We start from the raw sequence: 14,370 nt of genomic DNA, 5'->3' as shown, positions 1-14,370 counted from the left end.
GCCACCCGGGCATTTTTTTTTCCTGATCAAGGTTTCAGCAGCGTTGCATTCCATCGTCCTTGGTGCAGGCAAGCAGCCACCCTCCGCACAGGCTGGCCACCACGAACAGCACGCCCAAGCCTGCCGGTAGCTCGCTTTCCAAACCTGCGACCACACTGCTCGTCAAACCGGCACCGGCGAACAGCAACGTCGTATTGAGCGACGCTGCCGCACCTGCCTGACGCGGATAGCGCGCCAAAGCCTGGGTCGTTGCGGCGGGGCGTACCAGGGTTGTTCCGGTGGTACAGACAATCATCGGCAGTAGAACTCCCAGCACAGATAAACCTGCCACCCATTCCCACATCAAAAGGGTGATGCCCGCGGTACTTATAAGCAGCAAGCCTGCTTTTATTTGAGCTTGCGGGCTTACGCGACTGTTCAAGTAGGTCGCAGCCATGCCGCCGACGATGTATGCCAACCCATAGCCGATAAAGACCAGAGAGAATTGATAGGCCGTCAGCTCCAGCCTGCCCATCAGCAGCAAGGGCGCTATGACGATAAAGGAAAAATGGCAGGCAAACCCGAAACTCATCTGAGAGCGCAGGGAATGATGGGAGGATCACGTCCAGAGGAAACACACCCAGCAGACATAACAAAATCAGCAACGTCGAGCACAGGTGGCGCCGAAGCGAACCAGTGGGGCGGTTCATGCCATTAACTCCTCGATTGGAACTGCAAGAAATAGCTTTCGTCCTCCAGTAAATCAGTACGCTAAAGATGTACAAGGTGAGCTTGGTAGCGAAACTTCCGATAGAGGTGTAGGAATTGTATGGAGAGGCCGGGATGGGCGTTCGGCAACGGTGAGGCAACTGGCCATAACCGCGGCTATTGGCATTTTTTGTCCACAAAAATCGTCCGGCAATGGAACAATTTCACCTGCCCCCATAGGCACCCGGCTGCCTTCATGCTTAACTCAGTGTCCTTTTCAAACCCCGCATAAGGATTTCGTCATGGCTCAAGTGACTCTCAAAGGCAACCCGGTCCAGGTCAACGGCAACCTGCCACAGGCCGGCGCCCAGGCTCCGGCTTTCTCCCTGGTAGGTGAAGGCCTGGCTGAAAAGTCGCTGAAAGACTACGCCGGCAAGCGCAAGGTGCTGAATATCTTCCCAAGCGTCGATACCCCGACCTGCGCCACCTCGGTGCGCAAGTTCAACGCCCAGGCCAACGACGTCGCCAACACCGTGGTGCTGTGCATCTCGGCTGACCTGCCGTTCGCCCAGGCACGCTTCTGCGGCACTGAAGGGCTGGACAACGTGAAGAACCTGTCGACCCTGCGTGGCCGCGAGTTCCTCGAAAACTACGGCGTAGCCATCGCCGACGGCCCGCTGGCCGGCCTGGCCGCCCGCGCCGTGGTGGTGCTGGACGAGAACGACAAGGTGCTGCACAGCGAACTGGTTGGCGAAATTGCTGACGAGCCGAACTACGACGCGGCGCTGGCTGTACTGAAGTAAGGATTGCGTGGGGCAGGGCGGGCGTCTGTAGCCTGTGATGGCCTCTTCGCGGGTAAACCCGCTCCTACAACGTGCGGCACTGTTTTCAAAGGCTGTGACATCCCCGTAGGAGCGGGTTCACCCGCGAAAGGGCCAGACCAGGCAACCGAACCTTCAGGCCCGCCACTGCTCCAAGCAACACCCTGTAACGGCCCGGAACACGTTCCGGGCCGTTTTCATTTAAAATTCCGCCTCTTGGCAACGTCAGGCAAAGGTAAACCTCTGGTAAAGGCCCTTTGCTAAAACGATGGCAGTGCTTATCGTTCATCCTCCTCAAGTCGTCATTCCGAACAAGGTTCGTTCAACCCATGCAAGCGTCCAATTCCCGATCCCTTCGTCGCTGGCTCGTCGGCCTGCTGATCCTGCTGCTGGTGGCTGCACTGGCCTGGTGGCTGTGGCCCGCAACGACGCCTGCGCATAAAGAAGCCGGTGGCGTGCGCGGTGGCAAGGGCATGGGCATGATCGGCGGCCGCCCAGGTTTTGGCGGCTCCAGCGACCCGGTACCCGTACGCGTCGTGCCGGTGCGGATAGGCGACTTCCCCCTCTACTACAAAGCCTTGGGCACGGTTACCGCGACCAATACGGTCAATGTGCGCAGCCGCGTGGCTGGCGAACTGGTGAAAATCCACTTCAAGGAAGGCCAGCGCGTCAAGGCTGGCGACCTGCTGGCCGAAATCGACCCGCGCCCTTATCGCATCGCCCTGCAGCAGGCCGAAGGCACCTTGGCGCAGAACCAGGCACAGTTGAAGAACGCTCAGGTCGACCTGGCCCGCTATAAAGGCCTGTACGCTGAAGACAGCATCGCCAAGCAAACACTGGACACCGCCGAAGCCCAGGTTGCGCAGTTCCAGGGGCTGGTCAAGACCAATCAGGCACAGGTCAACGACGCCCGCCTGAACCTCGATTTCACCCAGATCCGTGCGCCGATCAGTGGCCGTGTGGGCCTGCGCCAGCTCGATCTGGGCAACCTGGTGGCCGCCAACGACACCACCGCGCTGGTGGTGATCACCCAGACCGAGCCGATCAACGTCGCCTTCACCCTGCCGGAAACCGAACTGAGCACGGTGCTGGAGCGCTACCGCAGTGGCGCCAGCCTGCCGGTCGAGGCCTGGGACCGCGGTGACAGCAAGCTGCAGTCCACCGGTGTGCTGGGCAGCATCGACAACCAGATCGACACCACCACTGGCACACTCAAGTTCAAAGGCCGTTTCGAGAACAAGGACCTGGCCCTGTTCCCCAACCAGTTCGTCAACGTGCGCTTGCTGGCCGACACCCTCAAGCAGGTGGTCATGGCCCCGGCCGCGGCCATCCAGTTTGGCAACGATGGCACCTTCGCCTATGTGGTCAATGAGCAGAGCACCGTCAATGTCCGCAAGCTGAAGGTGGGTGCCAGCGATGGCGAGAACAGCGTCATTCTCGACGGCTTGAAGGCCGGCGACCGTCTGGTGCTCGAAGGCACCGACCGCCTGCGCGAAGGCACCAAGGTGGAAGTGGTCGAAGACAGCTCGCAAGTGCCGACTAGCCCGGGCCAGCACCTGCAAGGGCAGGAAGCCAAGGGCGCGGCGCAAACAGGTGAAGCACAACCCGGCAACGCAGCAGGCAAGGCGGGCGCATGAACCTCTCGCGCCTGTTCATCCTGCGCCCGGTCGCCACCACGCTGAGCATGCTGGCCATCGTGCTGGCCGGCCTGATCGCCTACAAGTTGCTGCCGGTTTCCGCCTTGCCGCAGGTGGATTACCCGACCATTCGTGTCATGACCCTCTACCCCGGCGCCAGCCCGCAGGTGATGACCAGCGCCGTCACCGCGCCGCTGGAACGCCAGTTCGGCCAGATGCCGGGCCTGGAACAGATGGCCTCGACCAGTTCTGGCGGTGCGTCGGTGCTGACCTTGCGTTTCAACCTCGACATGAACATGGACGTTGCCGAGCAACAGGTGCAGGCCGCGATCAACGCCGCCAGCAACCTGCTGCCCAGTGACCTGCCGGCACCGCCGGTGTACAACAAGGTCAACCCGGCCGACACCCCGGTGCTGACCCTGGCCATCTCCAGCAAGACTATGCCGCTGCCCAAGCTCAACGACCTGGTCGATACCCGCGTGGCGCAAAAGCTTGCGCAAATCAGCGGCGTGGGCATGGTCAGCATTGCCGGTGGCCAGCGCCAGGCGGTACGCATCAAGGTCAACGTCGACGCCCTGGCGGCCAATGGCTTGAATCTGGATGACGTGCGCACGCTGATCGGTGCCTCCAACGTCAACCAGCCCAAAGGCAACTTCGACGGCCCGACCCGGGTGTCGATGCTCGATGCCAACGACCAGCTGCGCTCTCCCGAGGAGTACGCCAACCTGATCCTGGCCTACAACAACGGTGCGCCGCTGCGCCTGAAAGATGTGGCCGAAATCGTCGACGGCGCCGAGAACGAGCGGCTGGCCGCCTGGGCGAACCAGAACCACGCAGTGCTGCTGAACATCCAGCGTCAGCCGGGCGCCAACGTGATCGAAGTGGTCGACCGCATCAAGGGCCTGCAGCCGTCGATCACCGACAACCTGCCGGCGGGCCTCGATGTATCGGTGCTGACCGACCGCACCCAGACCATCCGCGCCGCGGTCAAGGACGTGCAGCACGAACTGCTGATCGCCATCGTTCTGGTGGTGATGGTCACCTTCGTTTTCTTGCGCCGTTTCAGCGCCACCCTCATTCCGTCGATTGCCGTGCCACTGTCGCTGATCGGGACGTTCGGGGTCATGTACCTGGCCGGGTTCTCGGTCAACAACCTGACACTCATGGCCCTGACCATCGCCACCGGCTTTGTGGTCGATGATGCCATCGTCATGCTGGAGAACATCTCCCGGCATATCGAAGAGGGCGAGACGCCCATGCAGGCGGCACTCAAGGGCGCCCGACAGATTGGCTTCACCCTGATTTCGCTGACCTTCTCGCTGATTGCGGTCCTGATCCCGTTGCTGTTCATGGCGGACGTGGTCGGTCGCCTGTTCCGCGAGTTCGCCATCACGCTGGCAGTGGCCATTCTGATTTCCCTGGTGGTGTCCCTGACCTTGACGCCGATGATGTGCGCGCGTCTGCTCAAACGCGAGCCCAAGGAAGAAGAACAAGGCCGCTTCTACCGCGCCAGTGGCGCCTGGATCGACTGGCTGATCCAGCACTACGGCAGTGCCCTGCAGTGGGTGCTCAAGCATCAGCCGCTGACCTTGCTGGTGGCGGTGGCCAGCCTGGTGCTCACGGTGTTCCTGTACATGGTCGTGCCCAAGGGCTTCTTCCCGGTGCAGGACACCGGGGTGATCCAGGGTATTTCCGAAGCGCCGCAGTCCACCTCGTTCGCCGCCATGAGCGAACGTCAGCAGGCCCTGAGCAAGGTCATCCTGCAAGACCCGGCCGTGCAGAGCCTGTCGTCCTACATTGGCGTAGACGGCGACAACGCCACGCTCAACAGTGGTCGCCTGCTGATCAACCTCAAGCCCCACGGCGAGCGCGATGTCAGCGCCAGCGAAGTGATCAGCCGCCTGCAGCCGCAGGTCGACCGGCTGGTGGGCATCCGCCTGTTCATGCAGCCGGTGCAAGACCTCAGCATCGAGGACCGGGTCAGCCGCACCCAGTACCAGTTCAGCCTGTCGTCGCCGGACGCCGACCTGCTGGCGCAGTGGAGCGGCAAGCTGGTGCAGGCGCTGCAGCATCGCCCGGAACTGGCCGATGTGGCCAGCGACCTGCAGGACAAGGGCTTGCAGGTGTACCTGGTAATCGACCGTGACATGGCCAGCCGCCTGGGGATCAGCGTCTCGCAGATCACCAATGCCCTGTACGACGCCTTCGGCCAGCGGCAGATCTCGACCATCTACACCCAGGCCAGCCAGTACCGCGTGGTGTTGCAGTCCAGGGACGCCGCCACGATCGGCCCGCAGGCGCTGGAGTCGATCCACGTCAAGGCCACCGATGGCGGCCAGGTGCGCCTTTCGGCGCTGGCGCGGATCGAGCAGCGTCAAGCGCAGCTGGCTATTTCCCACATTGGCCAGTTCCCGGCGGTGACCTTGTCGTTCAACCTGGCCCACGGCGCATCGCTGGGCGAAGCCGTGCAGGTGATCGAGCAGGTGCAGAAGGACATCGGCATGCCGCTGGGCGTGCAAACCCGCTTCCAGGGTGCGGCGGAGGCCTTCCAGGCGTCGCTGTCGAGTACCTTGCTGCTGATTCTGGCGGCGGTGGTGACCATGTACATCGTGCTGGGGGTGCTGTACGAAAGCTACATCCACCCGATCACCATCCTCTCGACCCTGCCGTCGGCGGCGGTCGGTGCCTTGCTGGCCTTGCTCATCAGCGGTAACGACCTGGGCATGATCGCCATCATCGGCATCATCCTGCTGATCGGTATCGTCAAGAAGAACGCGATCATGATGATCGACTTCGCCCTGGAGGCCGAGCGCAATCAGGGCATGAGCCCGCGCGATGCCATCTACCAGGCGGCGTTGCTGCGCTTCCGGCCGATCCTGATGACCACCCTGGCCGCGCTATTTGGTGCGGTGCCGCTGATGCTTGCCACCGGTTCGGGCGCCGAGCTGCGCCAGCCACTGGGCCTGGTGATGGTCGGCGGGTTGCTGGTCAGCCAGGTGCTGACGCTGTTCACCACTCCGGTCATCTACCTGTACTTCGATCGCCTGGCCCGTCGCCTGCGCCCGGCCACTGACGTGAAGCAGGCCCAGGCATGAACCTTTCCGGGCCTTTCATCCGTCGCCCGGTGGCGACCATGCTGTTGAGCCTGGCGATCATGCTGCTGGGCGGGGTCAGCTTTGGCTTGCTGCCGGTGGCGCCACTGCCACAAATGGACTTCCCGGTGATCGTGGTGTCGGCGAACCTGTCCGGTGCCAGCCCCGAGGTCATGGCGTCCACCGTGGCCACACCGCTGGAGCGCAAGCTGGGCAGCATCGCCGGCGTCACCACGCTCACCAGCAGCTCCAACCAGGGTTCGACACGGGTAGTCATCGGCTTCGAGCTGGGCCGTGACATCGATGGCGCAGCCCGTGAGGTGCAAGCGGCGATCAACGCTACCCGCAACCTGCTGCCCAGTGGCATGCGCAGCATGCCCACCTACAAGAAGATCAACCCGTCGCAGGCGCCGATCATGGTGCTGTCGCTGACTTCGGATGTGTTGCAGAAAGGCCAGCTGTATGACCTGGCCGACACCATCCTTTCACAGAGCCTGGCTCAGGTGTCGGGGGTAGGGGAGGTGCAGATCGGTGGCAGTTCGCTGCCGGCCGTGCGCATTGCCGTCGAGCCGCAACTGCTCAACCAGTACAACCTGTCGCTGGACGAAGTGCGCACCGCAGTATCCAACGCCAACCAGCGCCGGCCCATGGGCTTTGTCGAAGACGCCGAGCGCAACTGGCAGGTGCGGGCCAACGACCAGCTGGAAAGCGCCAAGGATTACGAGCCGGTGGTGATTCGCCAACAGAACGGCACCATTCTGCGCCTGTCTGACGTGGCGACCGTCACCGACGGCGTTGAAAACCGTTACAACAGCGGCTTCTTCAACGACCAGGCAGCGGTGCTGCTGGTGGTCAACCGCCAGACCGGCGCCAACATCATCGAAACGGTCGACCAGATAAAGGCGCAACTTCCGGCACTGCAGTCGTTGCTGCCAGCCAGCGTGCAACTGAACGTGGCCATGGACCGCTCGCCCGTGATCAAGGCCACCCTCAAAGAGGCCGAGCACACCCTGCTGATCGCCGTGGTGCTGGTGATCCTGGTGGTCTACCTGTTCCTCGGCAGCCTGCGCGCCTCGCTGATCCCCAGCCTGGCGGTGCCGGTATCGCTGGTGGGTACGTTCGCAGTCATGTACGTGTGCGGTTTCTCGCTCAACAACCTGTCGCTGATGGCGCTGATCCTTGCCACCGGGCTGGTGGTGGACGATGCCATCGTGGTGCTGGAAAACATCTCCAGGCACATCGAGAACGGCCAGCCGCCGATGAAGGCGGCCTACCTGGGCGCCAAGGAAGTGGGCTTCACCTTGCTGTCGATGAACGTGTCGCTGGTGGCGGTGTTCGTCTCCATCCTGTTCATGGGCGGCATCGTGCGCAACCTGTTCCAGGAGTTTTCCATCACCCTGGCGGCGGCGATCATTGTCTCGCTGGTGGTGTCGCTCACCCTTACACCGATGCTCTGCGCCCGCTGGCTCAAGCCGCAACAGGCCGAGCAGACACGCCTGCAGCGCTGGAGCGACAAGCTGCATCAGCGCATGGTTGCTGCCTATGACTACAGCCTGGGCTGGGCCCTGCGCCACAAGCGGCTGACCCTGCTCAGCCTGCTGGCCACCATCGGCATCAACATCGCCCTGTACGTGGTGGTGCCCAAGACGCTGATGCCCCAGCAGGATACCGGCCAGTTGATGGGCTTCATCCGGGGTGACGACGGCCTGTCGTTCACGGTGATGCAGCCGAAGATGGAAATCTACCGCCGCGCCTTGCTGGCCGACCCGGCAGTGCAGAGCGTCGCCGGTTTCATCGGTGGCAACAGCGGTACCAACAACGCCTTTGTGCTGGTACGCCTGAAACCGATCAGCGAGCGCAAGATCGATGCGCAGAAGGTGATCGAGCGCCTGCGCAAGGAACTGCCCAAAGTGCCCGGCGGGCGCCTGTTCCTGATGGCTGACCAGGACCTGCAACTGGGGGGCGGTGGGCGTGACCAGACCTCTTCTCAGTACCTGTATACCCTGCAAAGCGGCGACCTGGCGGCGTTGCGCGAATGGTTTCCCAAGGTGGTCGCGGCGCTGCGTGCACTGCCTGAGCTGACCGCCATCGACGCCCGCGATGGTGCCGGTACCCAACAGGTGACGCTGGTGGTCGACCGTGACCAGGCCAAGCGCCTGGGCATCGACATGGACATGGTCACCGCAGTACTGAACAACGCCTACAGCCAGCGGCAGATCTCCACCATCTACGACAGCCTCAACCAGTACCAGGTGGTGCTGGAGATCAACCCGAAATACGCCTGGGACCCGAGCACGCTGGAGCAAGTGCAGGTGATCACCGCCGACGGCGCCCGGGTGCCACTGTCGACCATCGCCCACTACGAGAACAGCCTGGCCAACGACCGGGTCAGCCACGAAGGGCAGTTCGCTTCGGAAGACATCGCCTTCGACGTCGCCGAGGGCTACAGCCCCGACCAGGCCATGGCGGCACTGGAGCGCGCGGTGGCCAAACTGGGCCTGCCCGAGGAGGTGATTGCCAAGCTCGGCGGCACTGCCGATGCCTTTGCCCAGACCCAGCAGGGCCAGCCCTTCATGATTCTTGGCGCACTGCTGCTGGTGTACCTGGTGCTGGGCATTCTGTATGAAAGCTACATACACCCGCTGACCATTCTCTCGACACTGCCTTCGGCGGGCGTCGGTGCCTTGCTGGCGCTGTACGTCACCGGTGGCGAGTTCAGCCTGATCTCGTTGCTGGGGCTGTTCCTGTTGATCGGGGTGGTGAAAAAGAATGCCATCCTGATGATCGACCTGGCCTTGCAGCTGGAGCGCCATCAGGGCTTTTCGCCGGAAGAGTCGATTCGCCGGGCCTGCCTGCTGCGCCTGCGGCCGATCCTGATGACCACCCTGGCGGCGATCCTTGGCGCATTGCCGTTGCTGCTGAGCCAGGCTGAAGGCGCAGAAATGCGTCAGCCGCTGGGCCTGACCATCATCGGTGGCCTGGTGTTCAGCCAGATCCTCACCCTTTATACGACGCCGGTGGTTTACCTGTACCTGGACCGCCTGCGCCACCGTTTCAACCGTTGGCGCGGCGTGCGTACCGACGCCGCTCTGGAAACCCCGCTATGACTTTTGCCCAGACCCCACTTCACCGTGCCCTGCAGGCACTGACCCGTGGCCGTGGCTCGCGCCTGCTTGGTGCCGGGTTGTGCGTGGCCTTGCTCAGTGCCTGTACCCTGAGCCCGGACTACCACCGCCCCGAGCTGAACAGCACGGCGGCGCAGTTCAAGCACGCCGAAGGCTGGACCCAGGCCTCGCCGTCCGACGCCATCGCCCGTGGCGCCTGGTGGGAAATCTACGGCGATGCCGGGCTCAATGCGCTGGTCGAAGAGCTTAACCGCAGCAACCAGACCGTGGCGCAATCAGAAGCCCAGTATCGCCAGGCCCAGGCGCTGGTGCGCAGCAGCCGTGCGGCGCTGTTCCCCAGCCTGGACTTGAGCGCCAGCAAGAACCGTTCGGCGCAGGGCACCGGCAGCTCCAGTTCCAGCTTGTCCAATAACAGCAGCGGCATTCGCAACACCTACAACGCGCAGTTGGGCGTGAGCTGGGAGATCGACCTGTGGGGCAAGCTGCGCGAAACCCTGAATGCCAACGAGGCCAGTGCCGAAGCGAGTTTCGCCGACCTTGCGTCGATCCGCTTGAGCCAACAGTCGGAGCTGGTGCAGAACTACCTGCAATTGCGGGTGATCGATGAGCAGAAGCGTTTGCTGGAAGCCACCGTGGCGGCTTATGAGCGCTCGCTGCGAATGAACGAAAACCAGTACCGCGCCGGGGTCGCCGGCCCGGATGCCGTGGCCCAGGCCCGTACGCAGCTCAAAAGCACCCAGGCTGACCTGATTGACCTGATCTGGCAGCGTGCGCAGTTCGAAAACGCCATCGCCGTGCTGCTGGGCAAGGCTCCGGCCGACTTCGCCCTGGCCGACAGCAAGGCGATTCCCGCGTTGCCGCAAATACCGGTTTCGCTGCCTTCGCAGCTGCTGGAGCGGCGCCCGGACATCGCTGCAGCCGAACGCAACGTGATGGCGGCCAACGCCAACATCGGGGTGTCGCGGGCAGCCTACTTCCCGGACCTCAGCCTGAGCATGAGTGGCGGTTATTCCAGCAGCAGCTTCAGCAACTGGATCGAGCTGCCCAACCGCTACTGGTCGGTGGGCCCGCAGCTGGCGCTGACCCTGTTCGACGCCGGCAAACGCAGCGCCGAGGTCGACCGCACGGTGGCCGTGTATGACCAGACGGTGGCGCAGTACCGCCAGACCGTGCTGGACGGCTTCAGGGAAGTGGAAAACCTGCTGGTTCAGCTGAAGGTGTATGGCGATGAAGCCGTGGTGCGCCAAGAGGCGCTTGATGCCGCCCGTGAGTCGTTGCGCCTGACCGAGAACCAGTACCGTGCCGGTCTGATCGGCTATCTGGATGTGGTCAACGTGCAAACCACGGCGCTGAGCAACGAGCGCAGCGTGCTGAACCTGCTGCAAGGGCGCCTGGTGGCCAGTGTGCAACTGGTGGCTGCGTTGGGCGGCGGCTGGGATGCAGAGCAGGCGTTTGCCGAGCAGAATTGACCACGCGCAAGGGCGGGGCGCTGGGGTTATTGGATCCATTCCCATTCGCAAAAACCCCGTGCGTTTCGCTTAAGCTTGAGTACAATCGTCAGCTTTTGCCGGGCCCCCTTTCCCGGCGCTGGAACTCTCAATGCTGACCGGTAGCTACTCCTCTTCGCTGGTGTTGATTTCGCTGTGCGTGGCGATCCTGGCATCCTATACCGCCCTTGACCTGACCGGCCGCATCGCCACGGCCAAGGGCCGCGCTGCCTGCCTGTGGATGGGCGGTGGTGCGTTGGCCATGGGCATCGGCGTGTGGTCGATGCACTTCATTGGCATGCTTGCCTTCAGCTTGCCCATCGACTTGGGGTACGACCTGGCCCTGACCGCGTTCTCGCTGCTGATCGCTGTGCTGTCCTCGGGCTTTGCCTTGTGGCTGGTCAGCCAGCCGAGCCTGCCAGCGCTGCAGTTGGGGTTCGGCGCGCTGATCATGGGCGCCGGTATCGCTTGCATGCACTACACCGGCATGGCCGCGCTGCGCATGCTGCCTGGCATCGATTACGACCCGACGTTGTTCGGCGCTTCGCTGCTGATTGCCGTAGGCGCCTCGGCGGCGGCATTGTGGATTGCCTTCCGCCTGCGCAAACACACCCCCTATGTACGGCAGATCCGCGGCCTGGCGGCGGTGGTCATGGGCGTTGCCATCGTTGGCATGCATTACACCGGCATGGCCGCGGCGAACTTCCCCGAGGGCAGCTTTTGCGGCGCGCTGGGGGGCGGATTGCAGGGTGACAGCCTGGTTTACCTGGTGCTGATCACCACGCTGGCAGTACTGGCAGTGGCTTTGCTGACTTCGGTGCTGGACGCGCGTCTCGAGGCACGTACTGCCGAGTTGGCCCGTTCGCTGACCTTGGCCAACCAGGAACTGACCCAACTGGCCCTGCACGACACCCTCACCGATCTGCCCAACCGTACCCTGCTGGCCGATCGCATCGAACAGGCCATCGCCAAAGTGGCGGAGCAGGGCGGCTGTTTTGCCCTGATGTTCATTGATCTGGACGGCTTCAAACCCGTCAACGATGCCTTTGGCCATCATATCGGTGACCTTCTGCTCAAAGCGGTAGCGGCCCGCCTGCGCGGCCACCTGCACAGCCAGGACACGCTGGCACGGATTGGCGGCGACGAATTCGTGCTGCTGGTGGAACTGCAGGAGCCGAACGATGCCATGGACGTGGCGGTCAAGCAGGTCAACCTGGTTTCCCGGCCTTTCCGCGTCGCCGAGCACGACCTGCAACTGTCGGCGAGCCTGGGCATCGTTCTGTATCCGGGCAACGGCCAGGACCAGCATGAGCTGCTGCGTAACGCCGACGCTGCCATGTACCATGCCAAGAGCGCCGGCAAGAACGGTTACAGCTTCTTCGATGTGTCGATGAACAGCAATGCGCGCCAGCAGTTGCAGCTGTTGCAGGACTTGCGCCTGGCGCTGGAGCAGCGCCAGTTCCGCTTGCATTACCAGCCCAAGTTCGACGCCCAGGCCTGCCAACCGATCGGTGCCGAAGCGTTGCTGCGCTGGGAGCACCCGCAGCAGGGCCTGCTGCTGCCTGACCGCTTCATCGGCCTGGCGGAAAAGACCGGGCTGATCATCCCCATCGGTGAGTGGGTACTCACTGAGGCCTGCCGTCAGATGCGTCAGTGGCTGGACCAGGGGCACCATGGCTGGCGCATGGCGGTGAACCTGTCGGCCATCCAGTTCTGCCATGCCGGTCTGGTCGACAGCGTGGCCCGCGCCCTGCAGCAGAACGGCTTGCCAGCCAACTGCCTGACACTGGAAATTACCGAAACCACCGCCATGCACGATGCCGACGCCAGCCTGACCGTGCTGCAGCGCCTGTCCGACATGGGCGTGGACTTGTCCATTGATGACTTTGGTACGGGCTATTCCAGCCTGATGTACCTCAAGCGCCTGCCAGCCAACGAGCTGAAAATCGACCGCGGTTTCGTACGTGATCTGGAGCAGGACAGTGACGATGCAGCGATTGTTTCGGCAATTGTCGCACTGGGCCAGGCGTTGGGCCTGCGTATCGTTGCCGAGGGGGTTGAAACCGACAAGCAGCAGGACTTCCTGACCCGTCTGGGATGTGATTCGTTGCAGGGCTACCTGCTGGGCCAGCCCGTGCCGGCCGAGCAGTTCATGAGCAAGTTGCAGGCCATGGGCCCGGAACTCACTGCTGCGGGCTAGACTGCATCGCGCAAGGTAAAGGCGGGTATGAACGCATCCATTTCCGCCTCGACGGCCTCGATGATGCGCTCTACATCGGCGGCGGCCATGATCGCTGCACAGGGGATACCCGCAATCGCCAGCAGGGTTTCACCGCTGGCGCGGTCGAACAGCCGCGCGACCATGCTGCGTGGCGCATCCATGCTGGCCTCGAAACCTAACGGATGGAAATGCCAGCGCATCACCTGGCAGGCGTTGGGGAACGTCATCTTGTTCATGCCAGCCTCCTTGTCCGTACCTGGACGTGATGAGCGGGTGGCCACATCGATGCGGCCGCCGGGAAACTAAAGATAGCACCTGCTAGGCGCAATTTTCGGTTGCAAGTACGACAAATGTGCGAATGCTTGACACTGGTCACACCCTTGTCATGGGCGCAGTGTGACGGCTGGCGGCATGGCAAACGTTTTCCCGGCCGCAAGGTGCGAGGTAACCATCGGGTTTGGTGACTTTCGCGGACGTTCGACACGCAGGTTTTTCAGACGAGCGGCCGGGTTAACCCAGCAACCCGGCGGCGATGTTGATAGTGAACCCCAGAATCGCCGTATTGAATACGAAGCCCACCAGTGAATGCGCCAGCACCACCCGCCGCAACCCACGCCCGGAGACGCCCACGTCTGAGGTTTGCACCGCCACGCTGATGGTGAACGAGAAGTAGTGGAAGTCCCAGTAATCCGGGTTGCGCTCGCCATCAGCGAAGCGCAGTGGGGGTTCGTGGTTTTGCCCGGTATAGAACAGGCGGGCGTAGTGCAGGGTGAATATGCAGCCGATCAGCAGCCAGGAACCGGCGACGGTCAGGCCGGTGTAGAGATAGTGCACGGCCAGGGCCGTGCCTTGCAGGCCGCGACTGGAGACCAGTTGCAGGGTGACCGCGGCAAGGCTGGCGATGGCGGCGATGCACACGGTCAGCAGGACCAGGCCTGCGTTCTCGTCTTCGACGCCGGCGACCTTGCGGACCTTTTCCGGGCTGGCTGTCCAGCTCAGGTAGAGCACCAGCAGCAGGTACAGCCACACCCCCAGGTTCCAGCCAGCGAGGATGTGCTGCACGGTATCACCGGCGGGGATCAGCCAGGCGCCAGCGAGGCCGACTGCAGCGGCGATGCTCAGGCGAGGGTGGGTGCGGGTCAGGCGATGGAAAGCCATGGAGCCTCGTTCACAAGGGGTATGGCTTGTACTCTAGACCGTCATAGGGTTGGGCGGGATGCGCAATACCCTGCAGGGCCTGGGGTTTCTTTGATGCCCCCATCGCACGGCATTGCAACTCTCAGTACACTGCACGTTCCAA

General features: G+C 63.0%; 9 protein-coding genes. 6 read left to right on the top strand and 3 right to left on the bottom strand.

Going from position 1 to position 14,370, the window contains the following annotated elements; translation table 11 throughout:
* Positions 1 to 34: 34 nt before the first annotated feature.
* The gene (locus tag N5D53_RS18150; RefSeq protein WP_223843506.1) at positions 35 to 571 is read right to left on the bottom strand and encodes a hypothetical protein; all 537 of its coding nucleotides are present in this window, start codon (positions 569 to 571) and stop codon (positions 35 to 37) included.
* A gap of 418 nt (positions 572 to 989) precedes the next feature.
* Here N5D53_RS18150 and tpx point away from each other — a divergent pair, with 418 nt between their 5' ends.
* From tpx to N5D53_RS18120, 6 genes are all read left to right on the top strand, one after another.
* On the top strand, positions 990 to 1,490 hold the full coding sequence (gene tpx, locus N5D53_RS18145) for a thiol peroxidase (RefSeq protein WP_104961478.1): 501 nt from the start codon (positions 990 to 992) through the stop codon (positions 1,488 to 1,490).
* A gap of 347 nt (positions 1,491 to 1,837) precedes the next feature.
* A complete protein-coding gene (locus N5D53_RS18140) occupies positions 1,838 to 3,145 on the top strand; it encodes an MdtA/MuxA family multidrug efflux RND transporter periplasmic adaptor subunit (protein WP_279840585.1) in 1,308 nt (435 codons plus the stop codon).
* Complete coding sequence (locus N5D53_RS18135) at positions 3,142 to 6,240, top strand: MdtB/MuxB family multidrug efflux RND transporter permease subunit (RefSeq protein ID WP_279840584.1); 3,099 nt, start codon at positions 3,142 to 3,144, stop codon at positions 6,238 to 6,240. The genes N5D53_RS18140 and N5D53_RS18135 overlap by 4 nt, the downstream gene beginning before the upstream one ends.
* Entirely contained in the window at positions 6,237 to 9,344 is a 3,108-nt protein-coding gene (locus N5D53_RS18130) for an efflux RND transporter permease subunit (protein ID WP_279840583.1), read from the top strand. Before N5D53_RS18135 ends, N5D53_RS18130 begins: the two co-directional genes overlap by 4 nt.
* Complete coding sequence (locus N5D53_RS18125) at positions 9,341 to 10,831, top strand: efflux transporter outer membrane subunit (RefSeq protein WP_104961482.1); 1,491 nt, start codon at positions 9,341 to 9,343, stop codon at positions 10,829 to 10,831. Before N5D53_RS18130 ends, N5D53_RS18125 begins: the two co-directional genes overlap by 4 nt.
* Before the next feature lie 130 nt (positions 10,832 to 10,961).
* Positions 10,962 to 13,049 carry an EAL domain-containing protein gene (locus N5D53_RS18120; RefSeq protein ID WP_104961483.1) on the top strand — a complete coding sequence of 696 codons (2,088 nt, stop codon included), beginning with the start codon at positions 10,962 to 10,964 and terminating at the stop codon, positions 13,047 to 13,049.
* On the opposite strand, the gene N5D53_RS18115 is transcribed toward N5D53_RS18120, so the two are convergent.
* Together N5D53_RS18115 and N5D53_RS18110 are read right to left on the bottom strand one after the other, a co-directional pair.
* Entirely contained in the window at positions 13,046 to 13,306 is a 261-nt protein-coding gene (locus tag N5D53_RS18115; RefSeq protein ID WP_003247746.1) for a DUF1652 domain-containing protein, read from the bottom strand. The two genes, N5D53_RS18120 and N5D53_RS18115, sit on opposite strands and share 4 nt — an antisense overlap.
* A 274-nt stretch (positions 13,307 to 13,580) precedes the next feature.
* Positions 13,581 to 14,228, bottom strand: a complete 648-nt coding sequence (locus N5D53_RS18110) for a DUF1345 domain-containing protein (RefSeq protein ID WP_190869159.1) — start codon at positions 14,226 to 14,228, stop codon at positions 13,581 to 13,583.
* Between the last annotated feature and the right edge of the window lie 142 nt (positions 14,229 to 14,370).

This window comes from Pseudomonas sp. GD03862 (genome assembly GCF_029840855.1).
Taxonomy (GTDB): Bacteria; Pseudomonadota; Gammaproteobacteria; order Pseudomonadales; family Pseudomonadaceae; genus Aquipseudomonas; species Aquipseudomonas alloputida.
This window is presented reverse-complemented; position numbering and strand designations above follow the sequence as displayed.

Coding starts and splice junctions, on each gene's coding strand:
- N5D53_RS18150 (WP_223843506.1), bottom strand. CDS start 571: ATGAGTTTCGGGTTTGCCTGCCATTTTTCCTTTATCGTCATAGCGCCC.
- tpx (WP_104961478.1), top strand. CDS start 990: ATGGCTCAAGTGACTCTCAAAGGCAACCCGGTCCAGGTCAACGGCAAC.
- N5D53_RS18140 (WP_279840585.1), top strand. CDS start 1,838: ATGCAAGCGTCCAATTCCCGATCCCTTCGTCGCTGGCTCGTCGGCCTG.
- N5D53_RS18135 (WP_279840584.1), top strand. CDS start 3,142: ATGAACCTCTCGCGCCTGTTCATCCTGCGCCCGGTCGCCACCACGCTG.
- N5D53_RS18130 (WP_279840583.1), top strand. CDS start 6,237: ATGAACCTTTCCGGGCCTTTCATCCGTCGCCCGGTGGCGACCATGCTG.
- N5D53_RS18125 (WP_104961482.1), top strand. CDS start 9,341: ATGACTTTTGCCCAGACCCCACTTCACCGTGCCCTGCAGGCACTGACC.
- N5D53_RS18120 (WP_104961483.1), top strand. CDS start 10,962: ATGCTGACCGGTAGCTACTCCTCTTCGCTGGTGTTGATTTCGCTGTGC.
- N5D53_RS18115 (WP_003247746.1), bottom strand. CDS start 13,306: ATGAACAAGATGACGTTCCCCAACGCCTGCCAGGTGATGCGCTGGCAT.
- N5D53_RS18110 (WP_190869159.1), bottom strand. CDS start 14,228: ATGGCTTTCCATCGCCTGACCCGCACCCACCCTCGCCTGAGCATCGCC.